Origin of the sequence: Brevibacterium sp. ZH18 (assembly GCF_022748595.1) — a bacterium.
In the GTDB taxonomy this organism is placed as follows: domain Bacteria; phylum Actinomycetota; class Actinomycetes; order Actinomycetales; family Brevibacteriaceae; genus Brevibacterium.
In genome coordinates this window covers 1-20,004 of the sequence record NZ_JALDSX010000046.1, presented here as the reverse complement: position 1 = coordinate 20,004, position 20,004 = coordinate 1, and the positions used below count along the sequence as shown (strand labels likewise).

Below are 20,004 nucleotides of genomic sequence, written 5' to 3'. Positions count from 1 at the left end.
GGCACCCGGTATTCACCGACCTCACTGTGGGCACCGTGCTTGATGAGTTCTCAGCAGAGAGCTTCGGCTACGAATGGACGACCGTCCCTCTGACGCGCGAGCGCTGGAATTCTCAGCTGAATGGACTCGATTTCGTTCTGATCGAGTCCGCGTGGAATGGCAATGGCGGCGAATGGAAGTTCAAACTCACCGGAACCGCCGGGCCAAGTGAGGAAATCACTGAACTGTTGTCCGAATGTCGTCGACGCGATATCCCAACGGTGTTCTGGAACAAGGAAGATCCTCCGCATTTCGAGGATTTCCTCCCCCTCGCCACGATGTGCGATGTGGTTCTCACCAGCGACTCGCGCCTGGTGGAGGCCTACCAGAAGCATTTGGGACACGGCAGAGTCGCACCATTGGCGTTTGCGGCCCAGCCGGCGATTCATTCGCCCGCTCGCCCGGCTCAGAATTTCGCAGCTCGAGACATTGCTTTTGCGGGAATGTACTTCACACATAAGTTCCCTGAGCGCAGAGAACAGATGGACTTGCTCCTCGGAGCCGCTGACCGGGTTTCGCCCCGAATGCGCTATGGACTCGAAATCTTCTCGCGATTCCTCGGCGACGACGAAAGGTACCAGTTCCCAGGAAGTCTGGCGGACAGGGTCGTCGGGTCGTTGCCCTACCGCAATCTTCTGACGGCATACAAAAATTACAAAGTCTTCCTCAACGTGAACTCGGTAGTCGATTCTCCAAGCATGTGCGCGAGGCGCATCTTCGAAATAGTCGCAGCAGGTACGCCGGTGGTGTCCACACCGAGCGAAGCGACGAAAAGGTTCTTCCCTGCATCAGAGCTCCCGCAACCTGCGACCGCGCAAGATGCCGAGCTGGTGCTCCGAGCCTTCGTGAGAAGTAAAGAACTGCGCGATCGCACTGTTCACCTTGCGCAGAGGCGCATCTGGCGAGAACACACCTACACCCATCGAGCCATGACCATCATGGACGCAATCGGCATTGACTATGACAATCCGATTCCGCAGTCCGTGTCCGCAGTTGTTTCTACGAATCGGCCTGACCAGCTGGAACATATTCTTCGCATTCATGCCTCACAGCAATTGGAAAATCGCGAACTTGTGATCGTCCTACATGGGTTCGAGACACCACCGGATCTGATTCGCTGTGCCACAGAATTGGGAGTCGAGAATCTGACGGTCCGCCACGCTCATTCGTCAGAATCGTTGGGCATGTGCCTCAACCGAGGTATCGAGTCAGCCTCGGGCACGATTATTGCGAAAATGGACGATGACGATATTTATGGAGAGCACTACCTGTCAGATCAGCTCGCGGCGCTGCGATACTCAAACGCAAGTCTCGTCGGCAAACAGGCGCATTATCTTCACTTGCGCAGTCGCAACATAGTTTTGTGCAGGTTCCCAGAACGAGAACATCGATTCACTGATTTAGTCATGGGGCCGACGCTGATGGGCGGTAAGGATTTATTCCGCAAGTTCCCGTTTGCCAACCGCACACTCGGTGAGGACACTGACCTACAGCGCCGTTTGGTCGCTGAACAGGCTCAGATCTATTCTGCAGATCGTTTCAACTTCGTCCAAGTTCGCGACTCCCATGCGCATACCTGGAATGTCGACGACGACCTATTGCTGGCCAACGGTGACGTTCACAGTTTCGGATTCAGCAGTCAGCACTACTGCTTCTGATCAGAATTGCACGTGTTGCCGAGCAGTTCGTTGAGGATTTCCACGCTCCGGCTAGCAGAATGCCCGTCACCATACGGGTTCACTGCATTGGCCATATCACGGTACGCCTTTCTATCGTCGAGAAGACGTGAGACTTCGGCGATGATGGATTCCTGGGCAGTACCGATCAATTTGACCGTGCCAGCGTCAATCGCTTCTGGGCGTTCGGTGTTCTCTCTCAGAACGAGGACTGGTTTGCCGAGACTCGGCGCCTCTTCCTGGATTCCGCCGGAGTCCGTAAGTACGATGTGCGCGGCTCTGATGAGGTGCGAAAATTCCCCATATCCAACGGGCTCGATGGACACCACGTTGTCGAGGTCCTCTATCTGTGGTGCTATCGAGGCACGGACCCTAGGATTTTTGTGGGCGGGCCATATAATCAACAGATCAGGATAGTTTGTGGCCAAGTGCCGCATTGCTTTGCCGATGTTCACCATATTCTCACCGAGGTTTTCACGGCGGTGGGTGGTCACCAACAGCACACGCCGCTCATCGGATTCAAGCGCCTGCAGTTCCGGCACGCCGGGCTCCTCCACCGGCCGTTCGACCGCCCAATGCAAAGCGTCGATCACCGTATTTCCGATAACGTGGATGTTCTCGTCGGGCACACCATCTGCTAGGAGGTTACTTCGGGAGGTCATCGTCGGCGCCAAGTGAGCCCTTGCAATCTGCGACACTATCTTCCGATTTGCTTCTTCCGGGAATGGCGAGTCAATGTCCCCGCTACGCAAACCGGCTTCGAGGTGGACTACGGGAATCTCACGGTTGAATGCCGCGATCGCCGCAGCCATCACAGTAGTCGTGTCCCCTTGGACGACGACAACATCAGGCTCATGCTCGAGTAGGACTTCGTCGATTCCGGAGATGACACTTCCAGCGATACCATTGAGCGTCTGACCATGAGCCATGAGATCAAGGTCGATATCAGGCACTATATCGAACACCCGATTGACCTGGTCGAGCATTTCACGATGCTGTGCAGTGACAACGACCATAGGTTTCAGGCGAGGATCGACTTCGAGCGCCTTTATCAAAGGGGCCAGCTTGATGGCCTCTGGGCGTGTTCCATAGACGACCATCACAGTCGGCATTCTCTTCGACCCGTTATCGTTCAACCGAGACCCCCTCGAAACAAGCGAACGTCATATGACTGAAGCCATTCACAGGATAGAGTACCGAGCGCGCTTTCGATGATTTGCACCGGCCACCAACCTGTTCCCCGCACCAGACGAACGCCACATACTCAAACCCGTCAGAGAATCTGGCCTACAATCGTCTCGACTGAGAATATTCGACAAGACGGAGCACCGGATAAATGCCAACCAGCGTAGCCAAGAAGCGTCCGACTGTTGCTGTCATAGGCCTCGGCTATATCGGACTCCCTACAGCAGCTGTCTTGGCAAGCTCGGGAGCAGACGTGATCGGTGTTGATATCAACTCGGAAACTGTCAACCTGATCAATCAGGGACTGGTCCCCTTTGTCGAGCCCGACATGGCGACAACGTTAGCCGGTGTCGTTTCTCAAGGATTCCTCACAGCAGCAACCGAAACGCCACATGCAGAGACGTACATCGTCGCCGTACCAACACCATTCCTCGAAGGGCACCAGCCCGACCTGTCGTACATCCGCGACGCCGGACACCAGATTGCCCCATTGCTCGACGGCAATGAGTTGGTAGTTCTGGAGTCCACATCGCCTCCGGGTACGACCGAGTATCTGGCCGAAACAATCCTCGCTGAGCGCCCAGATCTTACTCTGACGCCCAACCTTTCGAACTCGATCTACTTTGCACACTGCCCTGAGCGAGTGCTTCCGGGGCGAATCATGATTGAACTCCGCACAAACGACCGTGTCATCGGGACACTCAACGGCAATGCAGGTGAGCGCGCCCGCGAGCTCTATCGGTTGTTCTGTGAAGGCGAATTTCTCATGACCGACGCTCGCACTGCTGAACTCTCGAAGTTGACGGAGAACGCATATCGCGATGTGAACATTGCCTTCGCCAATGAACTGTCGATGATCGCCGATTCGTTGGACATCAATGTTTGGGAACTCATTAGTCTCGCCAATCACCATCCTCGAGTGAACATCCTCCAGCCGGGTCCCGGAGTCGGCGGGCATTGTATTGCGGTCGATCCGTGGTTCATTGTGTCTGCTGTCCCCGACAGGGCATCGCTAATCCGAACAGCACGTGAAGTCAACGATGCGAAGCCCGAGTTCGTGCTCGATAAGCTCCTACCCCAGGCTCGACGAATACACAACGTGAAGATCGCCGCGTTGGGCCTGTCCTTCAAACCAAATATCGACGACCTCCGCGAAAGCCCCGCCCGTCAGATTGTGGGGCGGCTGGCCGAAGAATTGCCAGGGGCCGAGATCTTGGTGGCCGAGCCCAATATCGAACTGCTTCCCGAGGAGCTCAGCAATCGGCAGAATGTCTCGCTGGCTCCGACTGAAAGTGCAATCGAGCGCGCCGACATCGTATTGCTACTGGTTGATCACCAAGAATTCACCAACCTCGGACCTTCGGTCTTGGCCCAGAAGATCGTCCATGACACACGCGGAGTTTGGAATTGAGCAGCAATTCGGCAAACGATTGGCGTATTACATTTCACCCGCTGAGGTGACGTATGCTTCTTACGAATACGGCGGCAATAGTGCCGACATTCGAAAGATCGCCCGAACCAGCCCAGAAAGCACAGTTGTGAACGTACGAATTCAAGAGTCTGCCGACGTTGATTCCAGCGCCATTATCGGTGAAGGATCTTCGATATGGCATCTGGCTCAGATCAGAGACGAGGCCCGGCTCGGCAGTAACGTCGTCGTCGGAAGAGGAGCCTATGTTGGTTCGGGTGTCCATGTCGGCGACAATTCGAAGATCCAGAATTATGCCCTCGTCTATGAACCGGCAAACTTGGCTGACGGCGTGTTTATCGGACCGGCTGCGGTCCTGACCAACGACACTTTCCCACGCGCGATCAACCCGGACGGCGGACAGAAGGATGTCAGCGACTGGGATGCAGTCGGCGTTGACATCGAACAGGGAGCATCGATCGGTGCCCGCGCTGTATGTGTCGCTCCCGTGCGCATCGGAGCCTGGGCGACAGTAGCGGCAGGAGCCGTCGTCACAAATGATGTTGCCCCACACGCCCTCGTAGCCGGGGTACCAGCGCGACGGATCAAATGGGTAGGCAAATCCGGCTCACCTCTTGAACTGAACGAGGCCGGCCTATGGGAAGATGCATCGACTGGTGATGTCTACCGGGAAAAGGAAGACTCAGATGAATTGGAGGAGGTCACAGAATGAGCGATGAGTTCATACCGCCCGCGTCACCGATAATCGGAGACGCAGAGCGCGAAGCAGTAGACGCGGTACTGAAGACGGGCATGATTGCCCAAGGACCAGAAGTCGCTGAATTCGAAGTGGAATTCGCGACGCAGGTAACCAATTCTGCAACGTGCGTCGCGGTGAATTCCGGAACTTCTGCCCTCCACCTCGGCCTCCTCGCTGCCGGAATCGGAGAAGGTGATGAAGTCATTGTTCCGTCGTTCACTTTTGCCGCCACGGCCAATTCTGTGGCTCTCACCGGCGCAACGCCGGTCTTTGCTGATATCGACATCGACACCTTCACTCTGAGCCCGGCGTCAGTTAAGGCAAGCATCACTGAACGCACCAAGGCCATCATGGCCGTCCATCTCTACGGACTTCCAGCCGACGTAGCCGGATTACAGAAGGTCTGCAACGAAAACGATCTGCTGTTCTTCGAAGATGCAGCACAAGCACACCTCGCCGAATTCAACGGACAACAGGTGGGCACATTCGGCACGTTTGGCGCCTTCTCGCTGTACCCTACGAAAAATATGACCTCCGGTGAGGGCGGCATGCTGTCGGCCACAGACGAGGAGCTCCTCCGCCTGGTTCGGGTCTACCGTAACCAAGGCATGGAGAGACGGTATGAGAACGAAGTCATCGGTTTTAATTACCGTATGACGGACGTGCATGCAGCTATCGGGCGCGCGCAACTTCGACAGGTTAATTCTTGGACAGAGCTTCGAAGGACTAACGCAGCCTACTTGAGCTCCGGGCTGGAAGGAGTCGTTACTCCCCCAGTGCCGGAAGGACGCAAGCATGTCTATCACCAATACACAATTCGAATCGATGGCGCAAACGCCGGCGACCGGGATCAGATCGCCAAGGCTCTCAAAGACGAGTTCAAAATCGGTACCGGCGTCTACTACCCCGTGCCCAATCATAGATTGCCGTCGCTCACTAAATTTGCACCTGGCCTAGAGCTTCCGATCACCGAGAAAGCCGCTTCGGAGTGCCTCTCGCTTCCCATCCATCCCACGCTCAATGACGGCGATCTTGAACGGATCGTACGCGGAGTGAACACCGTAGTCCGTGCGGGAGCGTGAGATGACTGATTTGAGGGCTGGCCTCATCGGGCTTGGCATGATGGGACGTCATCATGCTCGCAATCTTCATGCACTTGACGGAGTCGATTTCGTGGCTGCGGCCGATGGACTTGGTGACCCCCATGGGGTAGCAGGAAACCTTCCTGTCCTGTCAGGCATCGACGAATTGATTGACTTCGGAATCGACTATTGCGTCGTTGCTGTTCCGACGCACCTGCACTACGAGATCGGAATGAAGCTCGCTTCGGCAGGGGTACATGCACTCATCGAGAAGCCGCTAGCGGGAACATACGCAGAGGCACTCGAGCTCGCCGAGGTGTTCCAGTCCGCCAACTTGATTGGCGCTGTAGGACATATCGAACGTTACAATGCGTCGTTACAGGAACTTCGACTGCGTCTGCGCGCAGGCGACCTCGGGGAGATCTACCAGATCTCCACCAGCCGGCAGGGTCCGTTTCCCAGCCGCATTGCCGATGTCGGAGTGATCAAAGATCTCGCCTCGCACGACATCGATCTCACGATGTGGGTTGCCCGAAGCGGATATAAGTCCGTTTCCGGGCAGACGTTGCACAAATCTGGCCGAGAGCACGAAGACATGGTCGCGGCGACTGGATTACTGCAGAACGACGTGACGGTGAACCATTTGGTGAACTGGCTGACTCCCGCGAAGGAGCGGCGGACGACCGTTGTCGGTGAACGGGGTATGTTTGTCGCGGACACCCTCACCTCCGATCTGACGTTCTATGCAAACGCTTCAGTGAATACGGAATGGGAAGAGATGTCGCACTTCCGTGGCGTCGCTGAAGGAAACATCACCAGGTTCGCATTCCCAAAGCCCGAGCCGTTGCGAGTCGAGCACGAGTACCTTCGCGATGCAATTAACGGTGACACTGAGACAGAGATTGTCACGTTGCACCAGGGCGCAGAGGTATTGCGCGTCTGCGAAGCACTGCTTGAATCCAGCAAGACCGGTAGCACAATCGCTCTGTCGTGAGCGATAGCCAGAGAAAGAGGCATCCATCGTGAAAATCAGCGTCATCGGACTCGGCAAGATCGGACTTCCCCTCGCCGTTCAGTTTGCGTCCAAAGGTCACGAAGTCGTCGGTATCGACATTCAGCAGTCGGTCGTCGATTCGGTCAACGCGGGAACCGAACCGTTCCCTGGAGAATTCGACCTCCAGAGAAAGCTCACCGAAGCTCGCAATGCTGGCTATATTCGGGCTACCGCTGATTATTCTGACGGCATCCCGAACAGCGATGCCATCGTCATCGTTGTCCCGCTCTTCGTCAACGATGAGTCCTGGCAACCAGACTTCGGATGGATGGAAAATGCGACGCGTTCATTAGCTGAGCACCTCACCCCCGGAACACTGATCTCCTACGAGACGACTCTGCCGGTAGGTACAACTCGCACTCGGTGGAAGCCGATGATCCAGGAGATTTCGGGACTCAGCGAGGGCGAAGACTTCTATCTGGCGTTCTCTCCCGAACGTGTACTCACCGGCCGCGTGTTCGAAGACCTCCGCAAGTACCCGAAACTGGTCGGTGGATTGGGTGCCGATGGTACTCAGCGCGCGATCGAATTCTATCGTTCGGTTCTCGATTTCGACGAACGCCCCGACCTGTCGCCAGAAGTCAATGGGGTATGGGATATGGGCACGGCTGAAGCTGCGGAGATGGCGAAGCTTGCCGAAACTACCTATCGAGATGTCAACATCGGGCTTGCCAACCAGTTCGCTCAATTCGCTGAGCAGAACTCGATTGACGTCTACAAGGTAATCGCTGCTTCAAACTCACAGCCGTTCAGCCACATTCACCGACCAGGTATTGCAGTCGGCGGACATTGCATTCCTGTATATCCCCGCCTATACCTGTACAACGATCCTCAGGCAAGCATTGTTCGTACCGCCCGAGAAGCCAATATGGAGATGCCTGCGCATGCGGTCCGCCTCCTCGAGCAGGAACTGGGAAGCTTGCAAGGTCAGCGCATCGTGGTACTCGGGGCTTCCTACCGCGGCGGTGTCAAAGAAACGGCGTTCTCCGGAATCTTCCCCACAGTCTCCACGCTGAAGGAAAGAGGCGCAATCGTGTCTGTACACGATCCCATGTACAGCGATGAGGAACTCCGGAGGTTCGATTTCGAGCCGGCGCACATTGGACAGACGGCTGACGGAATCGTATTACAGGCGGACCATTCGGAATACCGTGACCTCTCACCGGAGTCTTTCCCCGGAGTGCGCGTTTTGGTGGACGGTCGAAACTCCACCGACAAGTCCAAATGGGGCGAGGTCACGCGCTTGGTGATCGGGGGCGGAGAGTAGGGGCGGACTGTCGGTTCTTCGTCCGCGAATCGCAGAACGCGCCATGAAGAAATTGATCCACTGGCTGCGGCGCCGACTCACCGGTCTGAGTCCGACGACATCTTCGCCGGTCAGCTCAGGCGAACGACCGCTCGTGCTCTTGGCGGGGGTCGGTCCCGCGCAGATCCTTTTGGCAGAAGGCGTCCGATCAGCGTGGTCCGATGCTTGCGCAGTAGTTTGGTTGGAATCGATGTCCAATTCGCCAACTGACGAACTTCGCCGAGTTGCGTCTGAACTGAATCCGACTCGCGTAATCTCAGTCGGATTGGAGGCAGTGAATGCAGCTCGCAATGCATTGCCCGAGTTGCCGATCGAGGGCATGTTTCTCCACCACGAGCTCGACTTCAGGTTCAGCAACACGCACCGCCAGGAACGACTTCTTGAGGCATTCGAAGCCAGCGAGCGATTGTGGTTCGATACTACTGTGGCCATGGACAAAGCAGCCGCGCACGGATCGGACCGTCCGCATGTTCTGATTCCGATTCCAACTTTCCCTGGCCCCACCTCGAGGCGCCACACCTCGGCCAACGTCGCGGTCGTGATTTCGCATGACGAATTGACGAGCTCCGAGCAGCTCACGATCGAGGCACTTCAATCGGCTGTCTCTGGAGCTGGGGGACAAATTTCGGTTCACCATGTCGATCAGCTCTACACAAAGCACGATCTAACTGCAGGCCGCAGTTGGGAAGCCACTGTTGCTCTCAATTTTCCGAATGAGCTGTCGTGCCTCGTGCTGATAGGCAAGAGTGGCCATCACCTCTTCGCACTAGCAGGACTGCGGTCAACCTCGTCCCAGATCTATGTCGATGGCACGATTGAAAATACTGCTATCGCACACCGCCTGCGACTGGATCAACACTGCATCGCTCGCGGTGAGGCACTCGTTGAAAGGGTCTCGGATGAAGTGCGGAGCTGGGATCCGACAGCGAGTCCCCGCATACCGGATGAAGACAACGATCGTTTCCGCCCCGCTTTCGAATCGACGGTCGCCAGAGAGCTGCCCGTCTGGCATGAGGAGGGAATACTTGAGGCCGGTACTTCTCATTTCGATCTTTTCTTCTCTGTAGCGGCGATCGAAAATCGCAGAAATGGGGCCCGGCCCCAGCGCATTCGCGCGATGTCCCTTGCCTTTGAAGACCATGGTGTGCCGTTGGTGAGAATGACCGCAAACCAGAACCTCCTCAGGCGCAGAATGCGCGGTGCTCTGGAACTCACGCGAACCGGCGCGCAGCCTCGTTTCGGATACGGAGAGAATTCGACGGCTCCAATGCCGGTCGAAGTTCGCGGTCTCTTGGAAAGTGGTCTGCATGAACTACGTATTGCCGGTCTGAAGTTCGGCTGGTACGTTCGCGACCTTCATTCGCTGGACCCTGACAGCACAGTCTCGCAGACTCGAAGCGACATTGATCAACTTCGGAAGGCGAGTATTTCGGAGTTCACTGCAATGTGCGAGACCGCGGACGTGCTTTTCGCTCCCTCCTATCAAGCGTCTCAGTTGTATGATCGCCTACTTCGCAGCCATGTTGATCATCTGCCCGTCAGGTGGGAACCCCTTCCTCCTGGAATCGATTCGGCCAACTGCACTGCGTCTGTGCCGAAAGTAGATTCGAAAATCGGTTCGGGCCACAGGGAAGGTCTCCAGATTGTGTACTCTGGCGGGCTGGGCGGAGTCTATGACCTCCGAAGCGCCATCACCGCGATAGCCAGACTCAATGGTCATTGGAATCTGCAGATGATAGTGCGGGAAGCGGATCTAGAACTAGCTCATAGTTTGACTTCAAGCCTGCCGGGACACCGAGTTCAGATCGTGAGTGGCGAGTTCCCAGACATTCCCCTCACCACACGTCCCGCAATTGGACTGGCGCTGCTGGGCTCAGACTATGGACGTGCAAGTTTCCCGCTCAAGGTCATGAGCTATCTCGAAAGAAGGCTGCCTGTCCTCGTCTATCGGGATTCTTCTCCTGCGGACCTGATCCAATCCTATGGTTCTGGCTCCGTCGTCGATGAGACGCCCGAGTCATTTGAAGCTGGAGTCGAGGCTGCGGTGTCCTCTGCCGACTCGGTCGATTGGCATTCGGTGCACCGGAAAGAGTCATGGTCCGCTCGCGCCGCCTCCGTTCGCGATGCGCTTCGAACTGCGCCCAAGCGATAAACTTCAATAGATCTGATCCCCAGGGATTCATACAGAGAGGAAGACACATAATGCGCGTCGTCAGCATCGTTGGTGCCCGTCCACAATTCGTGAAGCTCGCCCCCATGGCGAAAGCGTTCAGCAAAGCGCACATTGATCATAAGATTGTGCACACTGGGCAGCATTATGACGTCAACATGTCAGATGCCTTCTTCCAAGACCTGGGCATTCCCGACCCCGACATCCATCTCGGAGTAGGGTCCGGCAGCCACGGTGTGCAGACGGGCAATATGCTTGCGCAGATGGACCAAGTACTCATGGATCTCCAACCTGACTGGGTGCTCGTCTATGGCGACACCAACTCAACGGTCGCTGGCGCGTTGTCGGCAGTGAAACTCCAATTTCCTCTGGCACACCTCGAAGCGGGACTCCGGTCAAACAACCGCGCTATGCCTGAAGAACACAATCGTGTGCTCACCGATCATGCTGCAGACATCTGTTTGGCTCCCTCGTCCGCAGCAATGGAATGCCTCGCCAAAGAAGGTCTCAGCAAACGTGCTGAGCTCGTCGGAGACGTAATGGTTGACGTCTGCTACCTCACCAGAGACGCAGCCCTCAACTCTGAACTCCCAGTCCCGGGTGTGGAACGTGGCGAACGGTTCCTGCTTTCAACTATCCATAGGGCCGAGAACACGGACGACCCCGACCACCTAGCCCGACTCATTGAAACTCTGTCCCAACTGCCTTTACCGGTAGTCCTGCCGGCCCACCCGCGACTCGTTGCGAAGACCTCAGAGTTCGGAATTCGACTCGGCGGTGGATCCCTGCGGGTCGTAGATCCGCTCAGCTACCCTGAGATGGTCAAAGCCATCATCGATTCAGATGGCGTCGTAACCGACTCCGGCGGAGTCCAGAAAGAAGCGTTCCTGCTGGATACCCCGTGCACAACTTTACGCACAGAGACCGAGTGGGTAGAAACCCTTCAGGACGGCTGGAATGTTCTCGACCCCGATCTCAGCCAAGTCCGTGAAATCGCGGTACGCCCGAAGCCACACAACGGACGCGGCGTTCCCTATGGAGATGGAGATGCGGCGCGGGCGGCGGTGGAAGCAATACTAAAGCACCAGTGAGTTCACTTCCCTTCCTCGCTACATTCATTGTCAGGCAGCCGTCGGGGTCTTCCCTCCATAGAAAGCCTAAGCCTTGACCATCGCAAACAGCACGTTGAGCCAGCGACGAGCTAATCACCCTCACCGCTGCATTGTGGTGCTTCTTCTCCGCTAGTTTCCGGTCGGTATAGTCCTTCGACAACAGGTCATGACACGACGAGACCTAGGGCGAGTTGAACAACGAGTTCGTCAACCGTCTATGGCCGGTGCTTGATGGAAGTGCACCTCGAAGCACTGTTCCTTACTGCCGCGTCACCGGAGCAATCCCGGCATATGTAGCCAAGCGGTCAGCAGACTGGAAGGCATTCAATTCATCGGTTCCCAGGATGATCTGAGACGCGGCCTCAACGTCGCTAACACCACGATAGGATAAACTACGCTCAAAACAATGGCGACTGCATTAAGCCTCAAATCACAGGAGCCAGGAATCGATACCTCATCCACATTAAACAGCATCAACAAAATCACATTACAAAACAATCGCAACGTTCACATCGGATTCAATATCAACAGCCAGCTAATTCTGCGAATTCTCTGTCACGACCTGGAAAAGGCAAACTAAAAAGGTTCATCCCAAGCCAACCGAGGACAGGGGCGACAGCCCTGGACCGCGCCCATATCTATCCGAGAAGTAGTAAAATTTAGCACTCGTGTTTTCGATGGGCAGAGGCGACTTCGAAAAGAATGCAGCCTTAACCTCAACGCCGCGACGAGTCAACGTGTCAGTCACGCGAAGGAATCGCTGGTATCTAGAGAGGTCACGGAATCCGAGTAACGTTACACTGCCAGGATTACCGAGAAAATCCACAAGCCCCTCTTCGAGCGCTTCCCAAGTTAACTGTTCCCTGGCAATTGACATAGCAGCGGAAAACTGGTCACGATTTTGCAGGATAGAAACTATCGCCGTGCGCCACGACTCGGCGCTGACATCGCTGATAGTTATACCGAAGCCAAATTTCTGTACGTACCTCACAACTTCCGGTACATCAGGAGACACGAAGGGGAGAGCCGACGTTGTGCAATCAAACACGCGGTTAGGCAACGACACCGAATGGTTTGGATTTTGAGGATCGAGAACAATCAATCCGACGTCTGCATCCGCGAGAAGTAGCGATAGCTCAGAATACGGGACAAACTCGTTCAAAACTATGCGTGGGGAAAGTCCCTTGCGTTCAATCAGAGATCGAATCTCCTCATCGTATGCTGCGGGACTGAATTTAGCGAAGGCAATCAGGAATACGTCGGATGGCAATCTCGAAAATGCCTCCACAATCTCTTCAAAGCCGCCAACAATCCCGCCAGACGCCACGACAACTCTTGCATTCTGTGGCAAGTTGAACCGCTCGCGCAGTCCTCCGTGTTTACGCGGAATCTCAAAACGGCGGAAATTCGGCTGCACTCGAACTGGAGGGCCGAAACGACGCAATGTATCTGCGACGGAATCGCTTACAGTCATCAAACCATCAACTACTGACAATGCGCCGTAGGCTTCCAAATTGATCATATCGAGAGCAACAGGATGCAAGTTGGGAGCCAACGACTGGCGTTCTACCTCCACATTTTCAACACAGTCGCAAACAATTCTTCCGCCGTACTTTCGCTTCAAATCGAGCGCGGCAGGGACGGAACTCGGCAGTAAGCACAAATACGTGTCAGCCGCCAAAGAAACCTCTGACTTACTAATTTCGTCAGCTAATAAGCCCTGCCAAAATAGGGAGTAATACCTACTCGCAGTTCGCCAGAGCTCTGATGTGTCTTTTAATCTTTCCCGAGTTACGGCAATACTATCTCTCAGCTTACTTTTGGCGTCAGCGAAGTTCGCTCGTTCCGCCTGGATCTTCGTCTTTAGATCCGTCTCTCTCTGAGTTAGCGCAGACAGCTCAGTATTGGCGCGGTTCAACGCCGCGTCGAGTCGACGCATCTCCGACAAAGCCTTTGTATGCTCGCCCTCAAGTCGCTCGAGCCGCGCTCGATCATCGCTTATCATTAATCAGACCCTCTTTAAATCAGACTTAGTCTTCCAAAACAAACAGTCTTGAGCTGTTACCGCTACTGTGAAACGGCATGTATCATGATTTGATTTTCACTAACTCAGCTCGGCCCATAATCTATCTGCCCGGTGAGATACTTCTTTTGCAGAGCTCGAGTCAAGCTTTGCCGTAGTTAAACAATCAACGCAGTCTTATCTCTTATTATTCTAGAAATTCCAAAGCGCCAGTCAGTGTGCTGGGTCTCGTTCCGCATGCTCAAGGCGCTTCCTTACCGAAAACGCCATTCTATTTATATCTTCAATTACCGAGTTAACCGACATTTCCCAGATGAATCGAGAGAATGTCGCCTCAATATTCTTTGAGCCGGCTCCCGCTTCGACTTCGTGGACCAGGTTGCGCATTCCTTCAGCATCAAAATTTGCACTGCCGTCTGCTCGTTCAAGAACGAACTTTTTGATTTCATGCCAGTGATAAAATTCCCAGAAAAATTTGCTGACTCGTCGCTTTACCCCTGCAGGACGATAGAATGGAATTTCAGCCCATGCGGGGATCAAAGATTCTAATATCTCGGCGTAGAAGCTCTCGAATTCGTTTTCCTGTATGAAAGTTCTTCCGATCTGCTTCAACAATCCGCTTGAATAGTACGGTGTGATTACAGACCGGTTCGGAGAACTACTAGCCCAAAACGGCATACGCTCGGCGCTGTAAAAATAGTTGAGCAATCCATAGGCAGTATCAATTCCCATTGCGCGGCCGGTGGCAAACCTGTTTTTGATGGTCTCCATCGTACGCTCACGCCCCTCTTGAGACGTCGCCCGTGCGACAGCGACCATTTTATCCATACGAGTAACAGCGCCAGAGGTTCCGCTTCCCGCCAGTTTCTCGGCCCAGCTGCCCTTGTAGTACTCCCCTCCGTGTAGCGCCTCGCCCCCATGACCGTTGAACCGGGCGATTACAAGCGGAGGGTAGCCACTGAAAGTTGGTCCTCGGAGAGCGGTGAAAGGGACCAGCGCTCCCTCACTACCTCTCATAGTCTTGAGGAGATGGTCTTCAAGATCAGTCTTCTCGGCCGGGTCTTTTGGCGCTGACACTTCCGTAACTAGATGGTTTATTTTCCCCGGATATGCCGATACCAGCTTCTCTGCAGTTTCCACTTCACCATGGTCTGAGCGCACCGTTCGTACGGTTTCGGTCACTCCAGAAGTTAGTGCCGCAGCAGCAAGTAGACGGGAGTCTTTCCCGCCAGACAGATCGGCGATTGGTGCACGGGGGAAGTATCCACCCAATGACATCGTTCGAATCATTCCTCGCGAAGCGGCTTGCCAAGACGACCTTGCGTCCGGTGTCCGATGAATCCAGTCTGCATAACGATCTTCTCGGCGGACCCCAAGTTCAGAGCTTGCAACTATTCGGATGCTTCCCGGCATTTGCTGGCCAGCGCCGATGTGAGTATGGCCCCCAACGTTCCAACCAAGAGTAGCCATTCCTGACCAAGCTTCTTCGTTTCGTTCCAATGGCATACCAGCAAAAATATGCGCTAGACCAGGCCGAGTGGCCCAAACAGAAAGATCATCGAAATCAAACTCAAACAGACGCGCAAGCCCCAAAGAGTCGTTTACGATACGAAGTACATCACCGGTACGGTACACGCAGGCGTAGGGTGCCCCGAGCGCATCAGGATCACCGGAAACTACCGTAGCTTCCCGCGCCAAGGCTAGCGCATCTGGTTTGGTATTCGACATAGCGTCGTGTTCAGGTATCCCGATCCACGCCACAGCTTCGTCGTCAACGCTCTTGAACTGTGGCCAACCCACGCTTTCTTCCGATGGTTGCCAAGCAAGAATTCCAGTGTGGGGACCGACCGACAGGCTCTGCATGATGCTCGGCTTTCGATGCAACGAGCTCGTGTACTCTGCCAACATTTCGGCACGGGTGTGAATCGAATCCCTGGTAAGCGGCTTCTTACTGTAGTAGGCCAGGATAAACTGATTACTCGGCATTTATTGCCCTCACGGAATATTGCCTTGGTTTGCATCAGTACCAGTGCATGCGCGTGCACGAGCATTCGTTACAAACGTGAAGCGATTAGGTAACTGTTGCTGTCATTGTATGTCATCCGCGCCCGCTCTCGCGACCGGAAGAGGCCGTCAATGATGCGAGGCGCGCTGAACGGGTTTTCTGACATTAACCGACAAAACACCTGGAGCGGCCAGCGACCACAACTCGTTCCTCACGCTTCGACTCAAGTCACGTCAGCATTCATAGCAGCGACTTCGGCCGCCGAGAGCACAGTTGCCCCGAATACTTCCGCTGGAGGATGATGATAGGCAAACTTATTCATGTGTCGCTTCAACGGCGAGTCCCACTTGTAAAGATTGCACCACGCGCCAGCGTACGTGTCGCTCTGGCCCAATCGCTTCTCTCCGGGTTCGTCTTTGGGGGCGCCGGGCAACCATCTGATCGTGCTAACTCCGTCCTTTTTAGTCATATAATTTCGCCTGAACGCTAAAGCAACTTCACTCAAATACTGCTCGCCGACAATTGTCGGTTCTATGCGGTGCCAGTCAGCAATAGCTCTAGCCCGGGCCGTAGCATGAGAACTGTCTTCGCCACGCTTGACCGCCGACACGGATGTTTCCGCGCACGGACGATCGCGTTCTATTCCCGAGTAGGTGTCGCTGCCCAATGGATAATAGAACCACGGATGAGAAATTTCGCGCGCACGCAACATATCCAACTCCCTGAGCCACGGCCTTGTCAACGAAGCTCCTACGAAAGTCAATCCGTCATCCTGATAACGTTGCCCCAGCAGCAGAAGTGACGAAGCCATATCGACAACATGGTTGTGCGGAAGATCCATTCCGAGTCGCCTACCAGGAAATTCTTCCGGAGTCACGTACCAATGTTGCCCCCTGCGAACCCTTATTTCTGCATCGTGCGTGAGCACGGCCCGAAGAGCTGCCTCGAACAGTTCATCTGGACTCACGTCAAACTCATCGTGACCTGGCCCAACCATCTCCAAGTTCTGAGCCAGCTCAATCAGAGACCTGGCTATCATTCCGGTGTGAACAAGATGGGCACCGAACTGAGGCTTCAATGACCTCTCCCCCGGTTCGAGGAATCTTAAATCTACAGCAGTTGGCAATCCTCGAATCAGAACTGCGTGAATTGAACTTTGACGAGCGAGAACATCGGGCAGATAATCCCTATCTCCGGGGATAAGAGACCCTTCGCTTGAGGTCCATACATCCCCGTCGCTACGAACTGAACGAATGATTGCGGTGTAGTCAGTCGGTCGATCGATAAAAATGCGCTCTGATACAGCTTGAATGCTAATTGGCATACCACTCAGCGAGCCAACTTCAACCGTTCTCGCGGTATAACGCTCGCCGGCGGACCACAAGGGTGATTGCTTGCCGCGCCAATCCTCACGACCCATAGCCTCGTCGGTCCGCTGCAGCATGTGTACTGCCCAGTTCGATGCTCGTGCAAGTACGGCGGGGTCGTGGGTGACCTTCCATAACAGACACGATGCACGAATCAGCAGAGAGATGTCCCAAGCGAAATGCCCATCCCTATTAGATGAGTACGCGTCTTCCCCGCATATCTGCTCATCCATTATGTGTAGGCCACGCCGTGTCAGAGCTTCATAGGCTGGCAGTAAATCCGCAGCCCGGTAACTAACCGGACCGGGAAGGTCAAAAGGCACAGAATCAAAATCCATGGGGCGCCTTCACCAAAATAGAACCTCCAGATTTGAATCTAGCAACAGCTATAAAGCGATGTGGGCTTGTCGATTGCCTACGCGCCATAATCAACGCGCTAACATCTCTTGGACCGATTTCACCGCAGCAGTCAAATGCAAACTCCTTGCTCGAGTATAGCACGACATTTCGGTAAGTACTTCAATCAACCCACTCAGAACTACCAGTTACCTATAAACAGCAACACGGACAGCGCGATTCGCTTGGCAACAAATCCTATAGACCTTACAATTTCTTATCCGCGAATACAGTTTAGCTCTTACAAGTGCATCCAGCATTGATCTGAAAAATGCAACTAACCGAACATGCGAAAGCACTGAAAGCAGGATGGCAACAACCAATCTTTTACGAAAGTTCAAGTTCAGAACTATCCGTCCAGCCCTTGTCCATGGAGCTACACCACCTCGGGTCGGCCTTCAGGACGAGGGACTACCAAGTCAACATCGAACTACCTCGGCACGCCACAATATTCAAAACCACTCGAAGTCTGACCACGGACAACACGGTACTACCGCGTCCCGACTATAGACACCCTTCATCCTGCATATATGATCAACTCATGACCCTTACTGACTCGCGGTGCACCTAGGACCCCCTTTAACATGATAAAATGATACGTCTCATGGTGGGACCCCAACCATCTATCACAAGGCGGAGGAAGCAAGCATGCGTATTGCGGTTGTCGTCCACAACAATGTTAAGCGCGACGCAAGAGTGCTTAAAGGCGCAACATCGTTGAAATCCCTCGGCCATGACGTCAGACTTTTCGGACTTACCGCCAACGACTCTGAACATTTTATTCTTCCTAACGGCGTACCCGTTCACCTCAAGCATCGTGATCTCACTGGGATCCGCTCCAGAATGGCCGAAGAGCAGCTGCCGACTGGAAAAGAGAGTGCCATTTGGACCTCATTCCGAACGCAAGGTGATCTTCTATTCGAAAACGTCAAAGAAGTGTTCGAACCCGATCTGGTTCACCTCCACGACCACCTTTCTTTCACTGCTGCAGCGAAGTATAAGGATCATTTTCGATGCCCCATTGTGTGGGATGCGCACGAGATATATGAAGACATGGCCAGTATTGCGCCAGAACGGGCACGAGTAAATTCTCGAATCATTAAAGACAATGTCGTCTACGCCGATGGTTTTGTCACTCTAAACGAAAGTATTTCAAGCTTCTATCGCGAGAAGTACCCGGAGCTCCCCGAGAGTGTCCTGGTTCCCAATGCCGTTGAATACACAACGCCACCGGTTTATGACGGACGACTGCATAGGGCAGCAGGGCTCAGGCAGGAGCAGAAGATCCTTCTATTCCAAGGTGGCCTCGCGCCACATCGAGGCATCGCGGCACTTCTTGAAGCATCAAAGCACCTCGACGAGAACTGGTCAGTGGTTTTCATGGGATGGGGTGCACTTGAGAGCCAGATAGTTGAGTTCGCAGGAGTCAATAACGATCGACCTTCAGATCGTGCACGGGTGACTATCATCCCAGGCGCACCGCACCATGAGCTATTGTCCTGGACTTCAGGAGCCACGCTCGGCGCAATCCCCTACGAAAACACTGGTCTAAACCATCTCTACTGCTCGCCGAACAAATTGTGGGAGTACCCGGCTGCTGGAGTACCATTGTTAGTAACCGATTTGCCGGAAATGCGCAAAAAGGTCGAGAATTATGAAATCGGCATCGCCGTCCCCCAGCAGCTTGACCCGATTCAGATTGCAGAAACAATACATTCATTGACTGACTCAAGGCTGGGAGAAATGCGTCTGAACTGCGCGCATTTCTCGACCGTTGAGAATTGGCAAACTTATGAGACAAAAATCAGCAGACTCTTTGAAGAACTCACGGGGCCTGAGAGCGCTAAAACATTGGATTCCGTTCCTAATGTCGCTGCCGGGCCCAAAACCCCATCACTGTGGAAACGAATCACCGCATTTTTTACAGGTGCTAGAACCCCCTGAGGCTCGTGTTTTAATCCTATTGCTTGCTAACTCGACTGTGCATCGCCCGCACTCGAAAATTCAGTAGAGGCCAATCGGGAGCCTTCCTGTCAGCAAAAGGGCGGACTTTAATTGCAGATGGACTTTTCTAGCTCAATTCTATGTCTAATCTTCAATAATTAATATAGCTAGTCATCACCTTTAACCTGTGCAAATCGGGGGACTAACACCTTAGGACCGTTATGGGCTGGCCAGTTCGTAACATCGGCGATATCACCGCCGAATTCGATGCCGTTTACTGCTAGCTCGCTCTCGTAGGTTAGCGATGTCTTCGTGCACTCGCAGCGGCAATGAATATCGTCCCGGACTCCACGGCAAAGTTGATAGACACTACAGGGAAAGCGGCTCTTCGTAAACGAGAGTGTAGGTCAGTGATCTTCAAACACAGCGAGTCGCTGCCCGGATAGACGTCGAGGTCTTCCGATGATGGAAGTTCCT

At 54.3% G+C, this 20,004-nt stretch carries 13 protein-coding genes; 9 read left to right on the top strand and 4 right to left on the bottom strand.

Translation table 11 applies throughout. The annotated features are described in order from the left end of the window. Window positions 1–35: 35 nt before the first annotated feature. Window positions 36–1,697: a glycosyltransferase gene (locus MPN20_RS14085; protein WP_242783130.1), complete on the top strand. Its 1,662-nt coding sequence runs from the start codon at window positions 36–38 to the stop codon at window positions 1,695–1,697. On the opposite strand, the gene wecB (MPN20_RS14080) is transcribed toward MPN20_RS14085, so the two are convergent. Then, window positions 1,685–2,827 (bottom strand): UDP-N-acetylglucosamine 2-epimerase (non-hydrolyzing), encoded by a 1,143-nt coding sequence (wecB, locus tag MPN20_RS14080; protein ID WP_242783148.1) that lies wholly within the window; start codon window positions 2,825–2,827, stop codon window positions 1,685–1,687. The genes MPN20_RS14085 and wecB (MPN20_RS14080) overlap by 13 nt on opposite strands. Window positions 2,828–3,051: 224 nt before the next feature. Between wecB (MPN20_RS14080) and wecC the strand changes: the two genes are divergently transcribed. From wecC to wecB (MPN20_RS14045), 7 genes are all read left to right on the top strand, one after another. Beyond that, window positions 3,052–4,311 carry a UDP-N-acetyl-D-mannosamine dehydrogenase gene (wecC, locus tag MPN20_RS14075; protein WP_242783128.1) on the top strand — a complete coding sequence of 420 codons (1,260 nt, stop codon included), beginning with the start codon at window positions 3,052–3,054 and terminating at the stop codon, window positions 4,309–4,311. Between the two features lie 127 nt (window positions 4,312–4,438). Beyond that, window positions 4,439–5,041, top strand: a complete 603-nt coding sequence (locus MPN20_RS14070; protein ID WP_242783147.1) for an acyltransferase — start codon at window positions 4,439–4,441, stop codon at window positions 5,039–5,041. Next, entirely contained in the window at window positions 5,038–6,150 is a 1,113-nt protein-coding gene (locus tag MPN20_RS14065) for a DegT/DnrJ/EryC1/StrS family aminotransferase (protein ID WP_242783126.1), read from the top strand. The genes MPN20_RS14070 and MPN20_RS14065 overlap by 4 nt, the downstream gene beginning before the upstream one ends. A gap of 1 nt (window position 6,151) precedes the next feature. Beyond that, on the top strand, window positions 6,152–7,144 hold the full coding sequence (locus tag MPN20_RS14060) for a Gfo/Idh/MocA family oxidoreductase (RefSeq protein WP_242783124.1): 993 nt from the start codon (window positions 6,152–6,154) through the stop codon (window positions 7,142–7,144). 28 nt (window positions 7,145–7,172) lie between these two features. Next, the gene (locus tag MPN20_RS14055; protein WP_242783122.1) at window positions 7,173–8,471 is read left to right on the top strand and encodes a nucleotide sugar dehydrogenase; all 1,299 of its coding nucleotides are present in this window, start codon (window positions 7,173–7,175) and stop codon (window positions 8,469–8,471) included. Between the two features lie 313 nt (window positions 8,472–8,784). Beyond that, on the top strand, window positions 8,785–10,662 hold the full coding sequence (locus MPN20_RS14050) for a hypothetical protein (protein WP_242783120.1): 1,878 nt from the start codon (window positions 8,785–8,787) through the stop codon (window positions 10,660–10,662). Between the two features lie 50 nt (window positions 10,663–10,712). Next, complete coding sequence (gene wecB, locus MPN20_RS14045) at window positions 10,713–11,771, top strand: UDP-N-acetylglucosamine 2-epimerase (non-hydrolyzing) (protein ID WP_242783118.1); 1,059 nt, start codon at window positions 10,713–10,715, stop codon at window positions 11,769–11,771. 607 nt (window positions 11,772–12,378) lie between these two features. Here the strand turns inward: wecB (MPN20_RS14045) and MPN20_RS14040 are convergent. From MPN20_RS14040 to MPN20_RS14030, 3 genes are all read right to left on the bottom strand, one after another. Further along, a complete protein-coding gene (locus MPN20_RS14040; protein WP_242783116.1) occupies window positions 12,379–13,797 on the bottom strand; it encodes a hypothetical protein in 1,419 nt (472 codons plus the stop codon). Between the two features lie 231 nt (window positions 13,798–14,028). Then, window positions 14,029–15,801 carry a hypothetical protein gene (locus tag MPN20_RS14035; protein WP_242783114.1) on the bottom strand — a complete coding sequence of 591 codons (1,773 nt, stop codon included), beginning with the start codon at window positions 15,799–15,801 and terminating at the stop codon, window positions 14,029–14,031. Between the two features lie 242 nt (window positions 15,802–16,043). Further along, window positions 16,044–17,240 carry a hypothetical protein gene (locus MPN20_RS14030; RefSeq protein ID WP_242783112.1) on the bottom strand — a complete coding sequence of 399 codons (1,197 nt, stop codon included), beginning with the start codon at window positions 17,238–17,240 and terminating at the stop codon, window positions 16,044–16,046. Window positions 17,241–18,231: 991 nt separating this feature from the next. On the opposite strand from MPN20_RS14030, the gene MPN20_RS14025 reads away from it, so the two are divergent. Next, the gene (locus MPN20_RS14025; RefSeq protein WP_242783110.1) at window positions 18,232–19,527 is read left to right on the top strand and encodes a glycosyltransferase; all 1,296 of its coding nucleotides are present in this window, start codon (window positions 18,232–18,234) and stop codon (window positions 19,525–19,527) included. The last annotated feature ends 477 nt before the right edge of the window (window positions 19,528–20,004 follow it).